Annotated in this window: 22 protein-coding genes and 1 pseudogene; 8 read left to right on the top strand and 15 right to left on the bottom strand. The window is 65.2% G+C overall.

Going from position 1 to position 23,778, the window contains the following annotated elements; genetic code table 11:
• The 6 genes from U2P90_RS18890 to U2P90_RS18865 form a co-directional block, all read right to left on the bottom strand.
• Entirely contained in the window at positions 1-1,113 is a 1,113-nt protein-coding gene (locus U2P90_RS18890; protein ID WP_322474749.1) for a hypothetical protein, read from the bottom strand.
• Between the two features lie 194 nt (positions 1,114-1,307).
• The gene (locus U2P90_RS18885) at positions 1,308-2,315 is read right to left on the bottom strand and encodes a hypothetical protein (RefSeq protein WP_322474748.1); all 1,008 of its coding nucleotides are present in this window, start codon (positions 2,313-2,315) and stop codon (positions 1,308-1,310) included.
• A gap of 316 nt (positions 2,316-2,631) precedes the next feature.
• On the bottom strand, positions 2,632-3,900 hold the full coding sequence (locus tag U2P90_RS18880) for a replication initiator protein A (protein WP_322474747.1): 1,269 nt from the start codon (positions 3,898-3,900) through the stop codon (positions 2,632-2,634).
• A 612-nt stretch (positions 3,901-4,512) separates the two neighbouring features.
• Positions 4,513-7,401 (bottom strand): UvrD-helicase domain-containing protein, encoded by a 2,889-nt coding sequence (locus U2P90_RS18875; protein WP_322474746.1) that lies wholly within the window; start codon positions 7,399-7,401, stop codon positions 4,513-4,515.
• Positions 7,398-9,998: a PD-(D/E)XK nuclease family protein gene (locus tag U2P90_RS18870; protein WP_322474745.1), complete on the bottom strand. Its 2,601-nt coding sequence runs from the start codon at positions 9,996-9,998 to the stop codon at positions 7,398-7,400. Before U2P90_RS18870 ends, U2P90_RS18875 begins: the two co-directional genes overlap by 4 nt.
• Positions 9,995-10,282 (bottom strand): hypothetical protein, encoded by a 288-nt coding sequence (locus U2P90_RS18865; protein ID WP_322474744.1) that lies wholly within the window; start codon positions 10,280-10,282, stop codon positions 9,995-9,997. Before U2P90_RS18865 ends, U2P90_RS18870 begins: the two co-directional genes overlap by 4 nt.
• Positions 10,283-10,519: 237 nt before the next feature.
• Between U2P90_RS18865 and U2P90_RS18860 the strand changes: the two genes are divergently transcribed.
• The gene (locus U2P90_RS18860; RefSeq protein WP_322474743.1) at positions 10,520-10,753 is read left to right on the top strand and encodes a helix-turn-helix transcriptional regulator; all 234 of its coding nucleotides are present in this window, start codon (positions 10,520-10,522) and stop codon (positions 10,751-10,753) included.
• 3 nt (positions 10,754-10,756) lie between these two features.
• Here the strand turns inward: U2P90_RS18860 and U2P90_RS18855 are convergent, their stop codons facing one another.
• On the bottom strand, positions 10,757-10,996 hold the full coding sequence (locus U2P90_RS18855; protein WP_322474742.1) for a helix-turn-helix domain-containing protein: 240 nt from the start codon (positions 10,994-10,996) through the stop codon (positions 10,757-10,759).
• A gap of 80 nt (positions 10,997-11,076) precedes the next feature.
• On the opposite strand from U2P90_RS18855, the gene U2P90_RS18850 reads away from it, so the two are divergent.
• From U2P90_RS18850 to U2P90_RS18835, 4 genes are all read left to right on the top strand, one after another.
• Positions 11,077-11,754 carry a hypothetical protein gene (locus U2P90_RS18850; RefSeq protein ID WP_322474741.1) on the top strand — a complete coding sequence of 226 codons (678 nt, stop codon included), beginning with the start codon at positions 11,077-11,079 and terminating at the stop codon, positions 11,752-11,754.
• 191 nt (positions 11,755-11,945) lie between these two features.
• Positions 11,946-12,506 (top strand): hypothetical protein, encoded by a 561-nt coding sequence (locus U2P90_RS18845; RefSeq protein ID WP_322474740.1) that lies wholly within the window; start codon positions 11,946-11,948, stop codon positions 12,504-12,506.
• Between the two features lie 19 nt (positions 12,507-12,525).
• Positions 12,526-12,945 carry a hypothetical protein gene (locus U2P90_RS18840; protein WP_322474739.1) on the top strand — a complete coding sequence of 140 codons (420 nt, stop codon included), beginning with the start codon at positions 12,526-12,528 and terminating at the stop codon, positions 12,943-12,945.
• 784 nt (positions 12,946-13,729) lie between these two features.
• Positions 13,730-14,500: a hypothetical protein gene (locus tag U2P90_RS18835; protein ID WP_322474738.1), complete on the top strand. Its 771-nt coding sequence runs from the start codon at positions 13,730-13,732 to the stop codon at positions 14,498-14,500.
• A gap of 27 nt (positions 14,501-14,527) precedes the next feature.
• On the opposite strand, the gene U2P90_RS18830 is transcribed toward U2P90_RS18835, so the two are convergent.
• A complete protein-coding gene (locus tag U2P90_RS18830) occupies positions 14,528-15,289 on the bottom strand; it encodes a hypothetical protein (protein ID WP_322474737.1) in 762 nt (253 codons plus the stop codon).
• 260 nt (positions 15,290-15,549) lie between these two features.
• Between U2P90_RS18830 and U2P90_RS18825 the strand changes: the two genes are divergently transcribed.
• On the top strand, positions 15,550-15,954 hold the full coding sequence (locus tag U2P90_RS18825; protein ID WP_322474736.1) for a hypothetical protein: 405 nt from the start codon (positions 15,550-15,552) through the stop codon (positions 15,952-15,954).
• Between the two features lie 905 nt (positions 15,955-16,859).
• On the opposite strand, the gene U2P90_RS18820 is transcribed toward U2P90_RS18825, so the two are convergent.
• Both U2P90_RS18820 and U2P90_RS18815 read right to left on the bottom strand, forming a co-directional pair.
• A complete protein-coding gene (locus tag U2P90_RS18820) occupies positions 16,860-17,756 on the bottom strand; it encodes a leucine-rich repeat domain-containing protein (RefSeq protein ID WP_322474735.1) in 897 nt (298 codons plus the stop codon).
• A 285-nt stretch (positions 17,757-18,041) separates the two neighbouring features.
• Positions 18,042-18,554 (bottom strand): annotated as a pseudogene (locus U2P90_RS18815) (Tn3 family transposase); the annotation flags it as partial.
• Between the two features lie 36 nt (positions 18,555-18,590).
• Here U2P90_RS18815 and U2P90_RS18810 point away from each other — a divergent pair.
• Positions 18,591-19,301 (top strand): IS6 family transposase, encoded by a 711-nt coding sequence (locus tag U2P90_RS18810; protein WP_322474885.1) that lies wholly within the window; start codon positions 18,591-18,593, stop codon positions 19,299-19,301.
• A 488-nt stretch (positions 19,302-19,789) separates the two neighbouring features.
• Here U2P90_RS18810 and U2P90_RS18805 read toward each other — a convergent pair whose 3' ends face one another.
• The 5 genes from U2P90_RS18805 to U2P90_RS18785 form a co-directional block, all read right to left on the bottom strand.
• Complete coding sequence (locus U2P90_RS18805; RefSeq protein ID WP_322474734.1) at positions 19,790-20,023, bottom strand: hypothetical protein; 234 nt, start codon at positions 20,021-20,023, stop codon at positions 19,790-19,792.
• A gap of 156 nt (positions 20,024-20,179) precedes the next feature.
• Positions 20,180-21,688, bottom strand: a complete 1,509-nt coding sequence (locus U2P90_RS18800) for a hypothetical protein (RefSeq protein ID WP_322474733.1) — start codon at positions 21,686-21,688, stop codon at positions 20,180-20,182.
• Positions 21,682-21,969, bottom strand: a complete 288-nt coding sequence (locus U2P90_RS18795) for an AAA family ATPase (RefSeq protein WP_322474732.1) — start codon at positions 21,967-21,969, stop codon at positions 21,682-21,684. The genes U2P90_RS18800 and U2P90_RS18795 overlap by 7 nt, the downstream gene beginning before the upstream one ends.
• A gap of 26 nt (positions 21,970-21,995) precedes the next feature.
• Positions 21,996-22,499: an ABC-three component system middle component 2 gene (locus tag U2P90_RS18790; protein WP_322474731.1), complete on the bottom strand. Its 504-nt coding sequence runs from the start codon at positions 22,497-22,499 to the stop codon at positions 21,996-21,998.
• Positions 22,496-22,975, bottom strand: a complete 480-nt coding sequence (locus tag U2P90_RS18785; RefSeq protein WP_322474730.1) for an ABC-three component system protein — start codon at positions 22,973-22,975, stop codon at positions 22,496-22,498. Before U2P90_RS18785 ends, U2P90_RS18790 begins: the two co-directional genes overlap by 4 nt.
• A gap of 360 nt (positions 22,976-23,335) precedes the next feature.
• Here U2P90_RS18785 and U2P90_RS18780 point away from each other — a divergent pair, with 360 nt between their 5' ends.
• Positions 23,336-23,773 (top strand): hypothetical protein, encoded by a 438-nt coding sequence (locus U2P90_RS18780; protein WP_322474729.1) that lies wholly within the window; start codon positions 23,336-23,338, stop codon positions 23,771-23,773.
• Positions 23,774-23,778 lie beyond the last annotated feature (5 nt).

The raw sequence follows: 23,778 nt of genomic DNA, 5'->3' as shown, positions 1-23,778 counted from the left end.
TCACCCAGCGCGGGGAGCAGTGCTGTCGTAAGGCGTCTGCGTCAGGCTTCCCCGGAGTACCACGTGGCCGGTGCCGCTGATCTCGACGACCAGCGGTGTGGGCGTGCTGAGCGAGGGGTGCTCCATGGTCACGATGTACTCGCCGTGGAGATCACGGGCCTTTTCCCGGTAGTAGGCGGCAGCCTGCCGGTGAGGCGGCTGATCGGTATCGACGGTGGGGATCGGATCGCTGGTGCTAACGATCATGCCGAAACGCTCGCCGTAGGTGCCGTACAAGCGCTCGATCTCCGGCGTGGGCTGAGTCTTGTCTTTCCCCTTTTCGGGACCGATAGACTTCCAGCTGCTGTGGTGCGGCAGTTTGAAGACATCCCACTTCAGTCGGTCGGTGTTTCCCTTGAGTTCGGTAACCTGCACGATGTTGCCGAGAACCTCGTAGGCGATATCAGCGGTGAACATGACCCGGGTGACGCGGCCGCTGTGCTGGAAGGTCGCCTGGAAGGCAATGGCGTCGTCATTTCGAACCACCGTGGAGCCGCGGTCGTTCAAGTGGGACGCGAAGGGCGAGTGGACGAAGAACTCGACGTTGTCACGGGCCAGCGTAAAGCCGGGAACGAGCGTGCCTGCGGTGACGATGAGGTGATCACGCGTGCTGGGATCAATGTCCTGGTTACGCAGCCACTCGTCAAGGCAGTCGGGCTGGCTGAAGACTAGGATGTCGCGGCCCTCGCGCAGGCGGTACCGGGCCTCGGCCTGAACGAGCTTTGCGTCGTCGCATAGGTCGTTTCTGGACTCGGTGATGACCGCGGCGGGTACCCACATCTGCGTCATGACGATGCGGTCGCTCGCCTGCCGCGCATTGCTGTGCTGGAAGAAGAAGAATTCGCCAGCGCCCTGGCAGTGGTCGAGGTCGAGGTGGCTGAACGCGACCACATCATAGTGCTTACGCTTAGCTTGCTGCAGGTCGGCGCGGAGGGCGGTGGGCAGATCGATGTACTTGTCGCCGCTGCCAGTGCAGTGGGTGTCGGCGTAATCGATCAGCAGCTTGCGACCGTTGTCCAGATCGATACGGGCGCAGTCAGCATTGCCAAGAGGATGAAATGTGATTTTGGTCATATCAAGTCTCCTGCAAAATGGGCGAATGAAATGTTGAGATCCAACGTGAATAATATTACGTTTTCAGCGAAATTCGGCCAATAGGCTATTTAGCCTAAAGTGCATAACTGGCGCATATTGGGCTCCATCGCATGAATGGGTTCTGACATACGCAGAACAGAGCGACTGAGCGTGACGGCGTATCAGTCACCACGCTATATGGTCGGCCTACCCACCGCAGTCATCCATCCACACTCTTCAAGCTGTCGGGCGAGCCAAGCTCCTGGCCGGTGCAGGTACAGCTCTCGGTTGGCGACCAGTGTACGCTCTAGAGCGAAGGCCAGCTGTGCGAATGCCGGGATGCCCTGGAATTCTGCCTCAGTGGCACGCCAAAGGACGCGGTAGTAGTGTTTCTCCCAGCCCTCATCTCGGAGCACCTCGACCAATGCCGCCGCTCCCTCTTGCACGGCCTCGCGGCGGTGCTGCGGGTGGGTGCTGACGATCCGGCTGAGGCTCCACACCAGCTCCTGCGGGGTGGTGGCATCGGCAAAAAGCGAAGTGCGGGAGTCTTCAGTACCCAGGGATTTCTTTTCTTCTTCTGGTAACGACCACCGTAATAGGGGGGCAATGTCAAACTTATCTCCTGAAAGGAGTAATGACTCCCGCACTTCCTGGCGTGCCTCCTGCTGGGCCTGCCAAGCGGTGCGTCCGCATTTACGGTCGGCCGTGAGATCCCGTGGGCATGGGGGCAGCTCGTGCGCGATCACCCTGGCTGTGAGCCCAGGCGCCGGCCGCAGCACGACGGCCACCCACGTCCCGGCGCAGACCCGCGCCTCCGTACGTACCCCCGTTTCGGCATTCACGAACGACGTCGTCGTCCAGGTGCCGCCCTTGTAGACCTGACGCTCGACCTGATTGCCCTGGGCGTCCCTGGAGGTCACCCGCGTCCGCGTGGGCAGTGCTCCGGAGCTCTTGTGAATCAGGCCGATCTCCTGCAGTTTCCGGGTCGCCCGCTCGCACTGGTCGCTGGAGAGGCCCGTCACGACCGGGAGCAGATCCATCACGGTGAAGACGGTGTACGTGGTGGTGCGCTCCTGGCTCTGCCCGCGCACCTCGATCAGGGTGTAGATCGCCTGGGTCAGTGCCCGCATGACCATCAGGGCGTTGTGGCGGGCCTCCCGGCGGCGGATGTGCGCTTCGATGATGGGCCGGTAACGTTCCACGGCCGCCACCGCCCGTGCGGCGGGAGTACCGGGCCTGGGATGCCGGATGCGTTCCAGCGTGGCCTCCAGGGAAGCATGAATGGTCTCTGCTGGAGCCGGTCGCAGCGGGTTGGCGTCGAGGTCATGAGACAGCCGGGGCACAGAGTCGAACAGGAGGTACGGACTGTAATATCGCCAAGTCGACTGGATAATGATTGGGACTCCCAGATATATGCAAGGCTGGCATCACAAGCGGTCGGAGTTGCCGTTCCACACCGAGTCGTCTGATCGAATTGCCAACAATAAGGCAACATTTATATACCGGCCTCGGGGCAGACTACGAATTATCCACTGCTTCTCGATTCGCCCATGTCGTCACAGTGCGTGCCGAGTCCTTGTCCTGCTTGAGGCCGATCAGCTCCGTTGCCGAGACGTGTCCACCCACGAACAGTTCGGCAGCCCGTTGCACGAGCGGCTCCGGCAGACGCACGCCAGTGAGAAGTACCCGAGCCCCAGCAATCGTCCGTGGCGGCTCCAGAAGGGGCTCAGGAGCCCGAGGAGTGACTCGCCTGGGTACTGAGTCCGGCGCAGGTGCCGCCGGCCCGCTCTCGGGGTACTTGGAGGGATTCCGGATCACATCGACGAGCAGCGCCGCCCGGTTGCGGGCCCTGTACCCGCCTGCCAACAGCGCATCAAACTTCGCGACCTGCTGCTTGACGTGTTCATGCCCGAATTCCGCGGCGAGCTGAACCGAGATGGCGTGACTCACGCCCCGCTGCGTGAGCAGGGACACCGCCTCGGGATTCGCCGGCGGGAGGGCGAATTCAGCGAAGGTGTAGATCACCTCCTGCTTCTCCCCGCGCCCAAGGTAGTCCACACTCTTGAGGAAACCCTGGTCGATCAGCTGTGTGTGCGCGGGGTCGAGCGTGCGGCGGATGCGGTAGGCCCGGTCGTCCAGGATGCCGAGGTGTTGTCCCCATGCCCGCAGGCTCACCTGATAGCTCCCCACGGGCGGCTGGTCGTGGGGATGGCGCTGCTCACTCAGGACGCGGAAGAGCAGGCGGGGGAGGGGCTGGGAGAGCTTGCGCAGGAACTGCAGGTCAAGCGGGCGGATGAAGCCCCCGCGGATGCTGGCCGTGAGGTCGCTGTCGAGGGTGATCTCCAGCAGCGAGTCCGCCTTGAGCTCCCTGAACGCGTCGGGCTGGCGATCCCGGTCAACGACCACGAACTTCATCACCAGGCTCGTGTTGACGCTGCGGAACTGGTACTGCTCGTTGTCGTACCAGCTGTCGGTGATCTTGTAGATGGTGCCCTGGAAGCGCCGCAGGCTCTCGGCCAGGGAGCTGTAGTGGAAGCCGGAATCCGCCAGGCTGGAGTACTGCAGCAGGTTGTAGCTGGTGGTGCGGAGCACGCCGCTGATGGGCATGCCGGCCGAGATGTAGGCGTTCACAAGGCCCAACAGAACGTCGTTGTCCATGCCGTGCGGCACGACGTCGTGCCGGGGAGCCGTGCACTCGACGCGGAGCGTGGTGCCGAGGTCGTCGGGAGAGACAAACTCTTTGATCCAGGACGTCTGGGTCTTGGGGACGCGGTTGTTGGCCAGCACCAGTGACAGTCGGGCGAGGTTCCGCTCGTCGTGTCCATTGACTGGGCGCGGCTGCCTCACCGGTTTTGACATGTACCCATGGTATGTCATGCCCTCGCGGACTACGGTCGCTCCTGTTGTTGATCATGATCTTTAAAAAACAAGAATAAAAAGAATGATGAATCATCATCAGGGATCCGGCAAATCTGCGATGACAACGTCATTTTTGAGACAGATCCTCCAAAGTCACGGGGTGAATCCTCCAAAGTCACGGGGTGCCCGACGGCCAAACCTCCAAAGTCACGGGGTACCCCAGGGCAACACTCCTCCAAAGTCACGGGTTGAATCCTCCAAAGTCACGGGGTGCCCGACAGCCAAACCTCCAAAGTCACGGGGTGCCCCAGGGCAACACTCCTCCAAAGTCACGGGTTGAATCCTCCAAAGTCACGGGGTGCCCGACAGCCAAACCTCCAAAGTCACGGGGTGCCCGACGGTCAAACATCCAAAGTCACGGGGTGCCCCAGGGCCGTGATGGCTCGTCAGGTGCCCGTGTGGAGTGATCGACGACAGAGTCTAATCGTCGACCACCAGGCGTGACATCGCCCACGTTGGCCGGCACAGCCGCCGGTGCCGTCATGCCTCACCCTCTGCCCCCTGTATCTCCGCATGGGCACACACTCCGGCGTACGCGCAGGGGCCACACGCCGCTGGCGACGGCGTGGGTGCCAGGTCGAGGGCGACCATGCGGTCGACCAGCCGCCTCACCTCCTGCCGCCCCGCTGCCAGCTCGTCCGGCCCGAACCAGTGCACGTGTCCGTGCCGCAGATACACCAGGCCTGCCCGGGTCGCCTTCAGCTGCGCGGCGTACACCGCGAGCTGCAGGCGGTGCGCGGACGGCTCCATGTCCCGGTCCGTCTTGTAGTCGACGATCAGTCCGCGCGCCCGGTCGACGGCGTCCGCGATCCCATGCAGGACGACCCGACCGAACTCGGCCTCCAGCGGCACCTCGCGCGCCCACGTGCCGCTCCGCAGGTCGTCGTAGGCGGGGTCGTCCAGGGCCGCGAGCAGCGCCCTCACCTCGGCGAGCTCGGCGTCGCCGAGGCCCGGCAGCCTCCGGCGGAGTTCGGCCGGCGTCCACCCGCACTCCAGGGCGCGGTGCACCGCTGTGCCGACGTCCCGCCCGCGGACCGGCACCGGGGCGTCCGCGGACTCGGCCGACCACAGCGGGGCCAGCGGCAGGTACCCGTCCAGGTGCCGCCACGCGAAGGCCTGCGGGCAGCGGGCATACGCCGCGAGCGCCGTGACGGGCAGGTGCCCGGGCAGCGACGCGCCCGGGCCGGGCCGCGCCGCGAGCACCCGCCGCCCGCCCCGCTCCACCAGGGGCAGCGCCCGAACCGGGGGCACGCTGGCCGCGTCATACAGGGCCCAGGGCGCGTCCGGGAAGGCCGCGCGGACGGCGGACGGCCCCACGTCCCCCACCCCCGCGGCCAGTCCCAGGATCACGTGGTCGGCCGCGCGCGTGAGGGCCACGTACGCGAGTCGCCCGTGCTCCGCGCGCCGCTGCCCGTCGGCGCGGGCGGTAGACGCGGTCCAGCGGGCTGCGCCGGCCCCCTCGCCGCGCACGACGAGGCCCAGCTCCGGATCGAGGCGTACGTGGTGGGGAGGGGCGTGCCGGGGCAGCAGCAGCCCGAGATACGCCACGACCGGGAACTCGAGCCCCTTGGCGGCGTGCACCGTCATGACCTGCACGGCGTCCGTGACGGCGCTCGGGGCCTCGCCGGCCGCCGCGTCCACGCTGATGAGGTCGCCCAGGTGCCGGGCCACGGCCGGCACGCTCCACTTCCCGTCCTGCGCCCACGTGCGTAGCAGCGCATGGAAGCGCCGCAGGTTCGCCGCGCGGCGCTCCCCGTCCGGGAGGGCCGCGTGCACGGCCGGGGCGAGCGACTCCTGGTCGGCGAGCAGCAGCACCCGCGACGCGCTGAGGGTGCCGGCCGCGTCCCGCCAGGCGTGCAGCCGCGCGGCCGTGGGACGGACGTCGGGCGACGTGCTGGCCTGCAGGGCCGTCCACAGCGCGGTGCCGGGGGGGCGGGCGTCGGCCAGCGCGAGCAGCGCCGCGTCACTCCACCCGCCGTAGGGGCCGCGCAGCGTGGCCAGCAGGGCGGCGTCGTCCAGCGGATCGGCCAGCGCGCGCAGCAGTGACACGCAGTCCTGGATCTCGGGCCGGCGGTACAGGTCGCGCCCGCCGTGCACCGCGTACGGAATGCCCGCGTCGCGCAGGGCCTGCTCCAGAACGCCGAGGTGCGTCCGGGCACGCAGCAGCACGGTCATGTCCGCCCACCCCGCGCCCCGCACGCGTCCCGCGACCCGGTCGAACACCGGCCGCCCCAGCTGCGCCTGCAGCGCCCCCGTGACGCCCCGGGCCAGCGCGGCCTCGCGGTCGGCCGTGTCGCCCAGCACGACGTGTCCCTCCACCCGCGGGCCCGGCGGCAGGTTCACCCGCCGTCCGGCCGTGGTGGGGCGCTGCGCGGGTGCACTGTCGTCCTGGGCGAGCAGGCGGGGCAGTGCGTGTTTCCACACCTGGACCAGCGCTGGATCGCTGCGGAACGAGACGTCGAGATCGACCACGCAGCCGCCCCGGGCCACGACCAAGTCCTGCGCGGCCGTGAACACGGCGGGGTCCGCGCCGCGGAACCCGTAGATGGACTGCCGGCGGTCGCCGACCAGCGTGAGCACGGCGTGCCCGCCCGCCAGCGTCCGCAGGATCTCCCACTGCGCCGCGCTGGTGTCCTGCACCTCGTCGACGAGCACGTGCGCGACGCGGGTCGCGGCGTGTGCCCGCACCTCGTCGTGGGTCAACGCGCGGAGTGCGAACCGTTCGAGATCCGCGAAGGTCGCGACCCCCTGCGCCGACCGCAGGGCAGTGAACGCGGCATCGACGTGGATGAACAGCCGGCCCAGCGCCACCGACGGATCATCCGCGGCGGCCGTCGCCTCCGCCCGCTGCAGGGCCACGGCCGCCCGCACCGGGTCGTCCAGCAGCGTTTCGAGCGCATCGCCACGCCACGCCCCCGGCACGGCGGTCACCACGTCCGGTGGCAGGGCCGCGAGCACCGCGCCCAGGTGCGCGCGCCGCCACAGCCGCTCGGCCGTGTCGTCGAGCACCTCGAACGCGGCCCCCGCCCCGCTCAGGACGGGGTGTGTGCGGGCGATCACGGCGCACAGCGAATGGATGGTGCCGATGGTCATCAGCGGCAGATCGCGTAGGATCACCGCCCAGGTGGCCGGATCTGCCACCGACCGCAGCTGCGCCCCGTCCACGACCCGGTGGTACAGTTCACGCGCCGCCAGGTCGGTGAAGGTGACGCAGACGATCGCCTCCGGACGCACGCCCGAGCCGAGCAGGGTGAGGAGCCGCTCGACGAGCACGCGGGTCTTGCCGCTGCCCGCGCCGGCCGACACGAGCACGTGCCCCGGCGCGTCCACCACCTGCCGCTGCGCGGCCGTGAGCGCCGCCCCCGTCACGCGGCCACCCGGCACACGGCCCGACCCGGACACGCGCCGCAGACGCGGGGCTCCGGCGTCCTCGGCCGCACGTCGCCCGCCGCGAGGGTGTCCAGCACCCCGGCCAGCACCCCCCTGGCCTGCGCGGCCAGCGGCGCGACCGCCTGATTCTCGTCCGGCAGCGGATCCACTGCCCGCCCGGAGGCCAGCGACACGTAGCGGCCCGCCGCGGCCCCTGCCGCCTCCAGGGTCAGGGCCAGCCGGTGGGCCCCCGTGAGCGCCGCGGCCGTGTCCACGGCCCGGGGAGCGTCGCCCGGCCGGTACAGCGTGACCCGGGCCTCACCCGCCACGTCGTCGAGCCGGTCGATCCGGACGTTGAGCGTCACGGCATGCGCCCCGGCCTGCACGGTCACGCGGCGGGTGTGAGTGCCCCGCCGAACCGTCATTCCGGGCGGCTGCCAGTTCGGGTGCCGCAGCACCCGTCGCGTGCCGGCCAGCAGTTCCGAGCGCCGCACTGGCCACAACCGGCCCGGGTGCCAGCCGCTGCGCCGCAGCTCGGCCGCCCGGACATCCACGGCGTGCCCGGCCGCTGCGAACTGCGCGTCCGGCCCGTCTTCGCCCACCCCCAGGGCACCGTCGAGCGCCACTTGGGCCAGCTGCGTCCACGCGCGGCCGGGGTCGCGGACACCGAGGCCATGCTCTAGAAACCACCGCATCCGGCACAGCGACGCGACGTGGAGCTCGCTCAGGGACCACGCGCGCTCCGTCACGGCCACGCCATTCGGGAGGAGGCCGCTGTGGGCCGTCAGGTGCCCGGCCACGCGGTCGCGCTCGTAGGCCGCGCGGCGCGCCACGTCGGCGCTGGCGTGGCCGCGCAGGGCGCGGCGGATCTCCTGCTCCAGCGCCGAGCCGGGCGGCGGAGCAGCCAGCGTCTGGCCCGGCTGGAACCGCGCCCAGAACGGACTCGGGGCCAGGGGGTCGCCGGCGTCGTCCCGCCGGGGGCGGGTGATGACCAGCTGCTCGCGCGCCGTGGCGACGCAGCCGAGCAGCAGCGGTTCCTCGACGTCCGCGAGGCTCAACACGTCCGGCAGCGCGACCCCGCCGGCGGCCCACCGGCGGCGCGTGACCGTGTCCACCAGCGCGTGGTCGCGGCGCCGGATGGGGAAGGTCCCGTCCGCCAGCCCGAGGATCACCACCCGCCGGAACGAGCGGCCCAGCGCGCCCAGCGGGTTGAGCACCCGCACCCCGCTGCGCGTGTTCAGGGCCGGCTGGGTCACCGCGCCCAGCGCGAAACCCAGCTCCGCGAGCACGGCCTCGCGCGCACCGGCCGCGTCGTCCGCGCTCCACGGGCGGAGATGCCGCAAGGCGGCAGTGACCCACCGGTTGAGCTCGGGATCGCGCCGGCAGCGGGCCCCCACCCCACCCTCCCGGAGCAGCCGCTGCACGGCACGGAACCCCGCCGCGCGGGTCGTGACGGCCGGCAGGGCCAGCCAGCGCAGGTCGGGATTCCACGCGTCCAGGCCGGCCGGCCGCGATCCCTGTAGCGCCGCGGCCCGTTCCAGCGTCCACGGCCATTCGAGCAGCGGATCCGTCAGCAGGGCGCGCGTGTCCGCGTAGGCCCATCCACTCTCCTGGGCGCGGATCCACGCGCGCAGCAGCCGGCCCAGCCCGGCCTCCCGCAGGGGCCGCTGCGCGCCGCTGAGCAGCGGCAGGCTGTACTCCGCACCGATGTCCGCCAGCGCGTCAATGTAGCGGCCCTCGAGGCGGACAATCACCGCGATCTCCTCGGGCGGCACGCCCGCCCTCAGCCACCGCCGCACCTCCTGCAGGGCGAGCCGGACCTCACCGTCGAGGTCGGCCGCCTCACCCGCTATGAGCTCCGGCACCACATGCCCGTCCAGAACGCCGGCCGTGACGTGGTCGCCCGCCGTGACCGGGCCGCCCGGAAGCGTGAACGTCATCCAGCCCTGGGTGCCCAGTGCGTCGGCCGTCTCCTGGGAACGCCGGGGCAGGCCGGCCCCTCCCGGCAGGGTCATGAGCGACCCCGGCGCGGCGAGCCGGCCCACCAGGGCGAGCTGCGACGCGTCCAGGTACCAGAATCCGGTCACCGCGACCACATGGGGCGCGAGATCCGGGAGGCGCGCGGCGTGGTGCTCGGTGCCGGACGCGTCGTAGACGCGCTGCGCCGCGCAGGCAGCGTGGTAGGCGGCATACACACGCGCGATGTCCGCGTCCCGGGGACTGGCCACCACGGAGGAAAGGGCCGCGGGATCGACGTGGGCCCGCTGCAACTCGCCGATCAGACCGAGCAGCACGGCGTGCGTGGACGGCCGATCCCGGATGCCCTCCAGCCACTCGAGCGCGACGTCCTCGAGCACTTCGCGTAGCAGCCGGTCGCGCTCCCCGCTCCTCATCGCCCGCCATCCCGAGCGCCGCAGGACGTCCCGGGCCAACTGCGTGAGCGTCACTGTCCGGGCGTGTTTCCGGAGATACCGGGTCACAGCGATCCCGGCCTGGACGTTCGGGACGACGATCGTCATGCCCGGAGTGCAGCGCTCGCCCAGGGCCCCGAGCATGCGACCGGCGTAGGGCCCCGTCAGGAGCGTCCGGCCGGTCATGGTGCTCCTCCCGCCTGGGCCCAGACGACCTCGAGCGCGCGCGGCGGCTCGTCGTCCTCGACCCACGCGCGGACGACGAGCCGCTCGGTGGAGTGACCGACTGTGATGAGAACGGTGTCAGCAGACACCAGCGCCTGCGCCCGCGCCCGCTGCCAGACGGGCAGGTCGGCCGACTCGGGCTGAGCGAGGCCGTCAGCTCCCATCACCCACGTGCCGATCCAGTCGACCGGGTGCGGGGAGAGCTGTCGGGCCGCGGCGACCGCCCTGAGCGTATTAGGAGACATGACCACTGAGGAGTTCAATCGGGCTGGAGTGATAGCAGTATTCGGCCGGGAACGTGCTTGCGAAGGCACGCCACATCGTTGATAGACTGTCAAGTGATCCACCTCAACTTGGATTCCGTGTGAGAGCAGCCCGCCCTACGAAAGCGCCAGCCCTCACACGGTGCGAATATTGTATCTTTTTAGGATACTTGTGTCAATATATGGCACAAAATTTAGAAGTGGTAGATTCGGGGCGCTATGAACAAGCAAGTGCAAGAGGCGGTGAGGCAGGAGTTGAAGAGACGCAAGATGACGCATGGCGACCTTGCGCATCTCATCTCGGTAGAGCGCCCTAATCTCACGCGCGTGTTGACCGGCAAGAGCGGCAAAGTGCCCAAGATGTGGCAGGAAATCTTCGACGCTCTGGGATTGGAGATAATTGTGGTTCCTAAATCTGGGAGCGTCTCCACCACCCATCCAGTGGAGCGATGAAGGTCATTCCTGAATAGGTAGGAGTAATTCGGCGAGCGGGAGTCCAAGCGCTTGGGCTAGAGCGTCCATGTTATCGACGCTGATGTTGCGAATGCCCCGTTCGACTTGGCCAATGTAGTTCCACGACAGATTCGCCAGTTCTCCCAATCCTTCCTGGGTGAGGTTGCGCGCCAGCCGTTCCTCCCGTAGTCGGCGAGCAAACTGCCGCCGTGATGGGCTGGGAGACTTTTTGTCGTGCAGCATCTCCTCAATCTCGGTGTGCCATCACCATCCGTACAGTTACGATAAGTGTGATAACGATAAGTACGTTAGTCTGACGGCGTATGGATACCTTCACTGGACGTCGTCGGATCTGCGTAGCCGCTGTCACAAGGGGGATGGCCGCTCTCATTACTGTTGGCGGTCTCACAGCGGGTGCTGGGCCGGTAGACTGTGCCACCCTGCAGGTACTGAGTACGTGGGATATCCAGTACAGGGAGCAGGAGCGCTTCCCGGAGCCGGTCAAGACGGTTAAAAAAGACCTGTACGTCCTGAGCACGCCCTATCGATTCGTCGGGTGCGGCGTGACGGTAAATGCTACCTCCACGGAGTTCGCCATTAAGGCGTCGTCCACACGAGCGCTCCTTGATGTGATGGGTGGACAGTGGAGTTTTCCCTTCTATGGGGTTGAGCGACGGGCTGGCCAGCTCGCATATACCAACGCGGCCCGGATCCTCATCAATCTGCCGGATGGCCTGATGAACACAGCTGTCAAGGTCAGCGGGTACGCCGTTCGCCCCTACCTCCCTCGCGACGCCATCATGGCAGTGAGGGCGGACGCCGGCAAGCTGCAGCCGTTGCTCTACGACGGACGTTTCCGCAGCGTGACAGTCGATTCGAAAGTTAAAACGTTGGAAATCACGGTGAAGAGCAGCCGAGGGGTGTTGTGGAAGCGGATGCGCCTGGACGTCGCGAACAGCACTATAACTTTTACAAAAGAGTCTGATTTCCCAGTCAAGTAGAGATTGGCCGACAAGGTCGAAGCGTTACTGATCAGTGACGCTTGACCATTGATTGGGTGGGCGCGAATGAGCCCAGCGTAGGTCAGCCAGCCATGGGGAGCGCAAGCTTCTATGGCGTGAGGTTCGCAAGTAACCTATGTGGACGGACGACGCCTTCGTTCCGGCATCAGAAGGTGAGTCTCAGCACCGTCTTGACGGCCTGCCACTGCGGGCTGAACCCTGCTGCCCTGAATGCCTCCGCCCAGGACTACCTCGACCACGGCGGCCTGGCCCTGCAGCCGGACAGCAGTGGCGATGTGCGCGTCCGGCCCTGCCTCAAGCCCCTCAACACCGCGCAGACGCTGCTCGACGGACTGCTGGAAGGTTCGACGACCCTCGTGTCGTTTCCCTCCGGGTACGACCGCGTGACCGTCACCCCAATCGCCCCCTACCTACAGCACTGGGTAGGGGAGGGCCACATCAAGCAGTTCTGCTTCGGGAAGCTGTCCGTGATCAGCGCCACCGTGGTCCGCGACGCTGCCCCCATCACCGCCGGGGCCGAGCAGCCCTACCTGGTGCCGGGCATCACCGCCCGGTCGGTCACGGTCACCTACCGCCTCACCGACCTGCCGGACGCCCGCGTCATCCGCGACCTGCAGGCTCACCCGGTTGTGCTGGCCCCGAACGCGATCCCGCCCGAGACCTTCGACCGCGAGCACACGGTGACGGCCGTGCTGCCCCTGACCGTGGACGGCTACCGCGTCCGCCCATGACGACCGTGCGAGGTGACGTATGAAGGCGATCCTGCTTCTCATTCCAGCCCTGGTGGCCTGCGCGCCACTCCCGACCCGCGTGACCGCCCCGACCCGGGTGACGGTCACCCGCACGTACCGCACCCCGGCCCCGGGACGGGACAACCCCGTGCTGGCGGCGGTGGTGGCGCTGGCCCCGACCGTGCGGGTGGAGCCGGGACGGCAACCGTGGCGGGCGGAGGAGATCACGACCAACGGCGTGGTGCTGCGCTCCAATGCGACGGTGGTCGACGTGACGACGTTCGCGAGCAGCGTGCGCACGGCCCCGCACGAGATGAGCTTCACGGTGATCTCGACCGCAGACACCACGACGCTGACCGCCACGTACAGCAGCGCGTACGCCGCCAGTGCCGAGGCGATCTTGAAGGGGCTCGACGCACGCTTTGTAGCCGTGCCCTGACCCCGGCAACTGCGTGTACTCCCTGCCTGGCCGCAGGTCACGTCCCTGATGCGGGGTTTTCGCAGGAGGCCCAGTTGTCGCTGCAGGCGTCACCTCCAGGGTCCGCACCAGACGACACGCACCGAACGCGTGCCCACAACCGGCCACCCAGTCCATCAAGGTGGAGCCAAGCGTGTCCAGTTCCCAAACTATCGGGGCGGGATGAACCGGCAGGGCGCACACCTGGCGAGGGCAGCTCTCCTGACTGACGGCCAGCGGAGTCTGGATTCCGGCATGCGGCTCGAATCCCCAGCCACGGACAGGGCACCCGGAAATGAACGCCGAGTGCACCATTATTCCGTGATGAACAGGAGAGGCGCGGCCACGTCCTCGCCGCATGCCGGCACGTCAGGCAACCTGTGGTGCGCGGCCCAGCCTGCGTGAGTTGACCAAGCCACTGCACACCTCCAGACCTGCCCTCCGCAGCGTAGATCGCCAGGACCGATCAACCGGGAATTGTCTGCAAGCGGCACCCCGCGCGCTCCTCGGTGACGCTGACCTTGGCGGTACGCCGGCACACTGGCCAGTCCCGGCGCAGCTAGGATCGTCATCGACCGGCCGGACGGCCTGATGGACATGGCATTCAAGGCCAGCACAGTCATCATGGCCGTGAGGGCCGATGGCTGCACCCTGCGTCTGCCGCTGCAGGACGGTCGTTTCACGTCCCGGTGAGCATCGGCCCGAGGGTTCCCGTACGTCGAGCGCTGTCAGGGCACCGCAAGGCTCCGACTTGTACGCTGCTTCCATGGCCCGCCTGCGCTTGACCGACCTGACACAGGTTCAGGAGGCCGTTGTTCAGGACGTGCAACTCCGCGGTGCCGTCACGGCCCGCAGGCTCGAACGTGATCACGGCCCGATCGCAACGTGGGAGAGCTTGATTGAATCGCACTGGCTGACATCGCATGACTCGGTGCACGGCACCCTGGTCACGCTGGGAACGCTGGGCAGAGCGCATTTCACTGACCAAAAGGTATACGTCCCTTATCTGAGCGGCCCGTCGGCCGTTCTTGACCGTGCGTACCAGAATGATGCCCTGGAGTGCATGCAGGCAGAGGGATACACGGTTGTTGATTGTGTTCATAAGCGGGCCACGGGGATCACGCAGAAGACGAGTGGCCGGAAAGTGACCGCGCAAATCCTGTACCACATTCTGCGCGCGCCGAACTTCTCAGATTCACAGCGGTATCACCGCACACCGCCCGACTCAAGGGATCGCGTCAAGGGTCACCCCTTCCTCTATGCCATGGTGTCCGGTGGCAGCCCGGAACAGCGTCTGCGGCACCTGGTTCGCAAATACACGAATAATATCCAGTCGTGGGACAGCCCACTTCTGCTCGCCGTGCCGGATCTCGCGGCAGTCTGGAGGGTGGAGCGCGAGATCAATCTGCGGCAACAGCGCGGCGTCGAGGAGCACGAACGCAGGTTTCCCTACCAGAGCGGCCGACTGGTACGCACCCTTGTGCGCGTCATCCATGTCCCACATCCTGAACCGGTGACGGGCCGTTACGGCCAGTGACGCTGATGCCAGGGCGGGCGCAGCACCTCAGGTCGACCTGGACGTCCGGCCTTTCAGCCAGGGCCGCGCCTCCAGCGTGGCCGTGGCATATGCGGCTCTGAACTGCACCTCAGCGTCCGGTAGGGCTACCGCGGCCTTCATCGGTTTGTGGCAGCGACGCCGGTCGTGGTAGGGATCCCGGACATCCCAGAAGTTGATGTACCGGCTGATCACCAAAGTGACGCCCGGCAGTCTGTGCGTCCTCATTAGCTCCGTCGCCATGCGTGCCACCGTCGGAACCCGTGCGTGGATGGTCACGCCCCACATGATCGTTGAGTAGCCCAGACCGGCGTAAGCGAGGAGCTTGGCCTCGACCTTTGCCGGGGCGTAGCCCGCGTCGACTTCAAAGGCTGCGCTTAACCCGTTGACCGGCATGATGAACTCGGCATCTGGATAGTGTCCACGCTGACCTGACCGACTGTCGACCAGTGTCCACCTTCCGGTCGGCGGCAGGATGTTTGCCACGAACAGCTCCGCGGTGGCGGCCCAGTGCATCAGCTCTCGCGCGGACCTCCGCAGCCAGTAGGGTTCGAGCACCACGAAACGTATCGGCACGGCGCTATGTGGTTGGGTCGTCCGCGTCCGAACGGTTCTGCTGGCGTGAGTCAATTCCAATTCCCGCGCCGCCGCCTCCAACCCCCAGCGCTGGAGCTGCGGGCCGGTCACCACCCGGCAGGCCTCCAGGATCTCACGCAGGGTACGCCGGGCGTCCGCGGATTCCAGCGCTTCTGGGAGCGGCTCACCGGACATGGACGCTCCGGGGCTGGCGCGGCGGCGTGGCGGTCGCAACTTTGAGGAGTGGCAGGGAGGATATCTGGTACATGTCTCTACAGATAATGGTTTTGTCTGACAATTCTCTTGCTACTTCTGGCCTTGGTTGACGTTTATGGCGATTATGGTATGATTCGTTCAGTAGGTAAATACCGAGTCTGACGTACCTTAAAAAAATCAACGATATTCTATCTAGACAAATGTCTCTGTCTTTTGTATCGGCGGTTCATCATCCGGCCATGTTACCGTCAGAGCTGGCCCGTGATCTGTCAATAGATCAGTCTGTCCTGTCAAAGATCCTCAACCGGTATTACCAGATCAGCGGTGGACACCGTCCCCGTACCCTGCCCCCGGAGGTCGTGGCGCATATCAGGGAAGTCCGCCGGCTGGTCGAGACCGGTGAAGCGACGAGCATGCCTCAGGCCGTTGAGATGGTCCTGGGAACGTACGTGGCACCCATTCCGCCGGCCTCTGCGCGCGAAGTGATGCAGTCCATGGCCGCTGTCCAGACCCGCCTTGACGAGGCATTGACCCGTTTGGAGCGCATCGAAACGACCCTCATCGGCATCGAAGCGTACGTTGAGCGATCACGCGCCCAACGGGCCGCACGCATGACGACTGACGGCACAGATGCAGCGTCCTGACTGTCCAGGGTTGCTGCTTGCGACTGTCATCGTGGACAGTACATTCCACGACGCAGGAACCTGTCTGTGGCTCCCGCTGTTCGGTCTGACGGCGGGCTCACTGCCGTCCTGGTCGGCCCGGAACGACGGTTGTGCCGCGCCGTCAGTTCCGTAGCGTGGCGTGAGCCGTACGGTGGACTGGTCGGCCCAATGACGGTCACACTGTGGGAGCTTCCCGATTCGCTGGGGCTTGCTTAACCGGTTCCCACCATTCGCGTCGCACCATGCTGGCCCTTGAAGCGGACTGCAGGATGAACATTGAGCGGTCGGTCATACGTTAGCCTGAACACCTCCGAACCCTGGTGCTCCGGGAGGGTGACCTCGCCTTTCGTGACGGCCATTCCTGCGCCGCCTGCTCGATGTCATGGATCGTTGGTTCACCTACAAGCTGGATCAGCGGGCGCATGCGCGGGCCAGGAACCAGGCCGCCCGGCAGCACAGCGAGGTCGTGGACGAGAAGCGGTAAATCGAGTTGTCGACTCTGGATCGGGCTCGAGAACTGCTGACTATCTCCAACGAGAACACCTTCAGAACGAGCCTAGTGAACTGGTTGTATGGGGCGTCGTCCAGGTTCGGGAGGATTCAGCACAGCAGTGGGACTATACACCGCAATTCGTACCTCGGAGTTGAAAATGGGGGACGACCTCAGAGGGTGTCCGGAGGTGGAGCTTTCTGCGACGACGCGCCGTCCCCTTCTCTTTTGGGCCGCTGCGTGTCGCGGTACTGCCCATCATCTGCGCGCATGTCTCGCAAGTAAGTGGGGGTCACGACACGGATTGGCCCTGGCTGTACGCTAAGGTTGCGGAAACAGGCGTTTCCGCAACAACGTCGATCTCAGATCCTCCAGAATGACTGGAGTCAGGCGGTCAAAGGAGTAAGCGGCCTCCGCGCTGTTCGAACTCCTGCATCGCTAACGTGCGCATCGATATCTGATTCCAGCGCAGATCTAATTTCTTCAATTGGGGCGCATGGAAAACTGCATCTGGAACCTCTGTTAGGTGGTTAGCTCTGAGATCCAGGAACTCCAGCGAAGCCGCTTCCCCTAGAGAGTCAGGGAGCTGAGTCAGCGCATTGAACCGCAGATCAAGGTGCTTCAAACCCCGCAGATTGCCCACTCCCTCTGGCAGAGCCGCAAGCTGGTTGCTGCTGAGATCGAGGAGTTCGAGATTCAGGCAATCACCGAGAGAATCAGGCAACTGCCTCAGGTGGTTCCGCTGGACATGCAGCTCACGCAGGTTGATCCATTCTGCGATCCAATCTGGCAGGGTTTGAAAAGTGTTGTTGTACAGCCGAACTTCGACGAGGTTCTTCAGGGCTGCCAGTGTGTCAGGTAGATCGGTGAGCTGATTGTCGGTCGCATTGAAGTATTGCAGGGCCTGCAGAGCGCCCACACTCCCCGGCAGTTCTCGCAAACCGTTGTCCCCAACATATAGGTATTCCAGGCCCGTGAGCGCAGCGAATGCGTCTGGAAGGGTCGCAATACGGTTGTGTGCCACGTCCAGCATCTTGAGGTTGATGAGCTTGGAAATCTCTGGTGACAACGAAGTGAACAGATTGCCTGAAAGGTTCAGTACCTCCAGTTCGATATGTGTCCACAGATGATCAGGGATCGTGGTCAGCTGGTTGTTGTAGACCGTCAGGTATGTGACGTTACCGTTCAGGGCGTCGGCTGGCCACTCCGTCCAACTCAGACCTCCAAAGCTGCGAAAAGCAGGGTTGTCACGAAGGTTTTGGTGCAAAGTGAACAGTCGGGATGTTGACATAAAGAGCTCCAAGAAGATGAGAAGAAACAGGATCTGAATGTGGCGAAGGGAATGCTCGTCAGCGGCGGGCGCTACCGAGGAGCGCTGACCGGTTCTGTGATGGCCGGGTGTGCCACTCCGGACCACGTCCTGAAGTTCATTGCGACAGTGACAAAGACGGCTAAAATCACGTACAGCACAGCGTACAGTGAGGGAAGCGCAGAGAAGTCGTCATATGAGTCGGGGATCACTCACTGCGCGTTTTTCCTGCGGAAACATGTGTTTCCGCAAGCTGGATCAGATCCGCTAAGGTTGCTCCCAGAGGTAATCGCCAGTCAGCCCGATATGCTCCCAGGCCAAGGGTGAGACGTGTTGCATCAGGTCGTCCGGCACGTCTTCGCCTTGTTGTCGTAGCTGCTGAACTGCCCGCTGAAGATGCACGGTATTCCAGAGCGCAATGGCCGCTACAACGAGATTCAAACCGCTGGCCCGGTTTGCCTGTGCCGTGGGCCGACAGTCCCGCACCTCTCCGTTCCGGTGAATGTACACCGCCCGCGACAGCGCGTTCCGCGCTTCGCCCTTGTTCAGGCCAATCTGCACCCGTTTGCGGAGTGCGGGGGACTGCAACCACTCCAGCGTGAACAGCGTCCGTTGTGCCCGTCCCAGCTCCCGAAGCGCATTGGCCAGTCCGTTGCGACGGCTATACGAACCCAGCTTTGACAGCATCAAAGACGCCGTGGTCGTGCCCGACCGGATCGATGCCGCCAGGCGCAGGATGTCATCCCAGTGGGTCGCGATCAGCCGTTCATTGAGTCGGCCAGTTGTGGCAAGTTGGTTTGGTAGGTTGGGGCGGTGTTGAGTGGTCACAAGCTCCCCGGCTACCGGTTCCCGCTTGAGGTCATCGGGTATGCCGTGTGGCTCTACCACCGATTTACGCTGAGTTATCGGGACGTCGAAGAACTCTTGCTGGAACGAGGAATTGCCGTCACCCGCGAATCCATTTGCACGTGGTGCATCAAGTTCAGCGATCTGTTTGTCCAGGGACTGCGCCACCGGGAACCCCGTCGGGGTTCCCGGTGGTATCTCGACGAAATGTACATGGACGTCGGGGGCGTTACACACTGGTTGTGGCGAGCCGTCGATAAACACGGTGCAGTGCTGGACGTGTTCCTTCAGCGCCACCGGGACACTGAAGCGGCCAAGTCCTTCTTCGTCCGGCTGCTGGGTGAATATGGCGTCCCCGTCACGGTGCACACCGACAAGCTGTGGAGTGACGGTGCCGCTCTTCGCGAGCTTCCTGTGCTCCACGCTGTGGAGCACGTCCAGGTTGTGTCCACGGCCCGTTGCAACAACTTGATTGAGCAGTCCCATCGTCCCACACGCCGACAGGAGCGTCAGCAATGCGGGTTCAGGTCACGACCACGAGCACAAGGGTTCCTCAACCTGCACGCTCGCATCACGGATCTGCACCATCCGGCCAGTTGCACCGTTCCCGCTCATCATCGTCGTTACCAGCAGAAACAGGCGTTCGACATCTGGCGCACAGTGGTACAGGAAGCGGCCTGAACTTCAGGCCGCCTACGTTTCTGACGCTTCTCTGCAGTCTTGAAGCCAACAACTTGCCACAACCGATGGCGCTGACCTTGGTGGCGGTGCTGGTGCTGGTCTGGCAGTCGTCCTTGTAAGAGCAAACGCTGCGGATTACATTGGATTGGATATGAACACCGTGGGCTTGTGCAAGGAGTGGCTTCTGGGTGCACAGACGTGCCATCTCCTTCACAACCGTGCAATCGCCTTAGACCGGTGTAGCATCTTGGGCGCAAGCGCCAGCCTCGGCCTATGGACGATGGTGCGTTACAGGTGCGCTCTGCCTACCGTTCGGAGGTAGAACATGCTGTCTGCCGGGTTCCTGCATGACCAGTGAATAGAACAGAGGGATGGAATGGTCGTTTCATATCTATTTATTGATAGAGGCCGACCAGGACGGGGCACTGTCGCATTCCCAGGTCACGGACAGTCGTCACCGGGCAGCGCAAACGCCAGGAGGAGCACTCTCAGTTGGTGAGGGTCACCAGCACGGTGCCCACTCCGCCCAGGGCGACGCACAGCACACTGGGAGCTTCGAAGCCGCCGGAGACCAGGAAACGCGATGGCCCGCCGGACACCTGACGCCAGCAGGTGGTGAGCTTCGCGGCACTGACCGGGGTGCCCGAGGCGGCCGTGGCCAGGAGTACCGCCGTGCGGGCGCCCTGGGACGTGACCGGGCCCTGGGCGCGCACCGTGACCACGCGGCCGTCGCCGGGCTGACCGGGCAGGTCGAAACGGGCTCAGCGAACCCAGCGCTGGGTGTGGCGCCGTGGCCATGGAGTCTCGCGGCACACAAACATCGTCGTGACGTTCACCTGTTGAACGGATATTCGTGCAGACGAAGGCGCAAGCGGCACTCAGGGCACCGGGAAGAAGCCGGGGCGAGCGCCTGACTTCTCCCGGCTGAACTCAATATGGTTCAGCCGACCCCGCACGTCGTCAGAAATCTCTGTGTTTTCCAGCACAATGATTTGGTGTCCCTCGGGCGACGCCAGGAGATCTGCCAAAAAGCTCGCATGTACCCGGTCGCTGTCCTCGGCCAGAAATTTTCGATCTTGTCGAAACGTCGTCAGGGGCGAATCCAGGATCAACACCCCCGGGTGCGGTAATCCGCGGCCGTCGCAATAGCGCAGCACGCTCAGGACGAACGCGCTGTTGAGGAGCGCGCGGTACCCCTTGCCGTTCGCGCTCCGGCCGCGACCAGCCACACGGAAATCAAGGCTCTGGTCGTCCATTTCCACCACACCCTGCAATGGGAAATTCCAGCGCCGCAGTGTGCTGCCCACTACGTCAGCAAACTGACGCAGAACCGCTCCGTCGATCCCATACCGCTGCTGCGGGCGCGCTGACCGAAGTGGCCTGGTCAACTCATCTGCCCGGATGTGGTACGTCGCCCGCCGCTGCCAGGCCGCCAGGGCCTCCTGCTGCACCATGCGGGCCCGGGTCAGCCGAGCGATGTCGCCCTGGCGCACTTTGTGCTGCGCCGTGGCGGCCCGCAGGGTCACGTCGAAGGCTTCACAGGCTGCTTCGATCTGACGCACCGCCTCTTCTTGCGTCGCGGCCTGCGTTTCAAGGCCCGCCACAGTGCCGTTCAAGTCCTGCAGGTACCCTTCGACCTTGTGCAGTTCCTCAGCGATGGCGAGTGCGTATGTCTGCGCTTGCGGCGCTTCTGCCGCGTGCTCATGCTCGGGCGTCATCGGCGCGCCACACGTGGGGCAGCGGGTCAGGCGGAGTTGCCCGAAATAATGGTCACCCTCGCCCAGGAACCGCAGCCGCCGCAGGTCGGATCCGTAATGCTCGCGGAGCAGACCAAACCGACGCAGGGTCTCACGCGTGGTTCGAAGTGCGGCGCGCTGCAGCTCGCGCTCCCGCAGCAAAACACGTTTTTCGTCTTGCAAGGCGCGCATTCCTTCGGTGCTGCCGGTGAGGGCGGCCGTCGCAACTTCAAATTCAGCTTCAAGCGTGACCACGGGGAGTTCGCGCAGCACGGCCTCATGCTGCCGCATCTCGCGCTCGACCTCCTGCGCGACCTGCAGGTACGCCTCGCGCTGTCCTGCACGGTTTGCCTTGGTCTCTTTCGGATCCGGCAGGCCGACCAAACTGCTGTCATCAATGCCCGTAAGTACGAACTTCAACGCAGCCTGCAGGGCGGGCTTGCGGACAGCTGCGCCGGGCGGCAGGGAGGGTGGGTTCTCACCGATAATCCGCGTTTCGTTCAGGATGTACAGGTGCGTGAGCGACCGCCACGTCAGGTTCTGGGTCTTGTTCCGCGCGTTCATCCTGAGCCTGGCAGGTGGAAAGCCACACAGGCGCAGCAGCAGTGAGGAGATGTTTTCGTCGGCGCTGGCGGAACTGCTGCTCAGCACCTGGGCTTCTGACGAGAGGCGGCGGTCTTCCGTGTATCCGCGAAACAACCGAAACTCGCCTCCAGGGTGTAGGGGCCCCCTTGCCGCGCCTCGAACTCGAGTGAGACGAGGGTGTACCCGCGCGCCTCTTCAATCTCCTCAGGCCGTTTTTTGCCGCCCAGCATGAAGTCCAGACACTTCAGGATGAAGCTCTTGCCCATGTTGGACTCGCCACTGATGTAGTTGACGCCGGCCCTGAAGGTCAACTCCGCCGTCTTTTTGCCTGAACCGCTGACGAACAAGCGGTGGAGCCGAATGCCTTGGGGAATCACCGCCCCGCCTCGCCAGCGTCAAACTCGGCGCCCCACCGACCCAGGTGGGTGGTCATGAATCCTTGCAGCTCGGCGTCTGCCATTGTTTGGAAGGCCCTGGCGATCCAGGCGGCCACCTCCCGCATGTTCTGGGCGTAGGCACTGTTCAGGTACTGCAAAAAGGGGTGTGTCAGCTCGGTGGCGGCATAGTGGATTCCAAAGGGCGTGAACCGCTGGTCGAGCAGTTCACGGGAGGACATCAAAGCAAGCCCCTCGCTGACGAGCTGACGGCGCACGAGCCATTGGCCGCCGCGGTGTGGCATCCGGGCGTGCAAGCTGGCCGGGCCGTCCGGCACGTCGGCGGAATGCACCAGCAGGTAATCCAGGTAGACCAGGCGCTGGACGTCACATGTGGCCGGAGCCATCGCCTCCAGGAGAAACAGACAGCGCAGCCCACTTTCCAGCGGCGTGTTGAAAGGCCGCCGGGTGGTTGGAAGCTCGGGGGTGTCCAGAAGTGTCACCTCTTGACCCACCGGACGGTTTGTCGGTTGGCGAGGTGGTGGCAAAAGCCCATCCGGTCGAGCACGCTGATTTCCTGATGCAACAGGCTGTTGCTGTACGGCAGGTTCAACACGCGCTCCAGGGCCGCTGTCAGGGCGGCAAAGCCGCTGGCGTGGGTCTTGGCCAGGAGGAGCCGCAACCCGTGGTTTGTTTCCCCGAGAAGCTTGTCGAATTCCTTGTCGGCTTCGGACGCAAGGTTGTCGCGTGCGAACTCTTTGAGCGACTCGGCACTGTAAAAGCCCTCGCGCCCCTGTTGAAAGGCGACGGTGAGCTCCGCATCGTGCCCGAAGTGCTCTGGTGCCGTGATGGCCGCGAGGTCACACGCGAGGTGATCGGCAAACGCTTCGTACATGCTGTGGATGTAGTTGTTCTCCCGCATCTCAATGGCGGCCGGCGGCGCCGCCGGGTCGGGACGGGGCTTCGGTACAGATCCCACACCCGGGACTCGGCAGTGTAGGCGGCGACATCACGCCCTCTATCTCCGGCGCCGGCCAACAGCGACACTCGGGCGTACTGGCCCTTCAAGTGGCCATGCACCAGTTCGTACACGAACGCTTCGAACTCGGCAGGAGAAAAGCCGGCCAACTGCTCAAGCTTTGGTTTGGGTGTGCCAGCCTGGAGCAGCAGCTGCCGGTTGTAGTCCGGCGGCGTGACCGGAACCGGAACATCCATGGTCGTGAAAAAAGGAGTGGGTGGCGTGTTGGTCATGGTTGGGTGGGCCGGCTGCCGCTCAGCATGTGTCTCGAGAGAACGCGCTGCACGTTCTGGACGCCTTGAATGTACACCGGCATCCCCGATGACGTCCCTTGATTTGAAAATGAACCTGGTGCATCTAGAGCGCACGCTGTACCGGGTTCACCAGGCAGCACACCCGCGCGACCTTGGCCATGCTGGGCACATCCCTCGGGCGAGCCTGCCCGAGGAAATGTGCCTGCGTGGGGACGGTGCGCGGTTCCGGGCGCACCGCTGCGAGCCTCTGTGCGGCCGTCTGGCGCCCAGGTGTGCTGGAAGGCAGGGCCAGGTGTACCAGCCCCTGCTGGACGCCCACCAGATCTGCCACAGCATGTCCAGGCGGGCATCTCCGGGTGACCATGCCAAGGTGGAGAGCCTGTTTCGCTCGGTCAAGGTAGAGAAGGTCTACCGAAACGAATACGTCAATCTACACGACGCCTGGCACCACCGGAACCACTTGCCGGACGCCGCCTGGATCGTCAAGCGGCTCGACAGCGCATGAGGTAG

The sequence above is a fragment of the Deinococcus sp. AB2017081 genome, from assembly GCF_034440735.1.
In the GTDB taxonomy this organism is placed as follows: domain Bacteria; phylum Deinococcota; class Deinococci; order Deinococcales; family Deinococcaceae; genus Deinococcus; species Deinococcus rufus.
The sequence above is the reverse complement of the archived record's forward strand: the minus strand, read 5'-3'. Positions and strand labels throughout refer to the sequence as shown.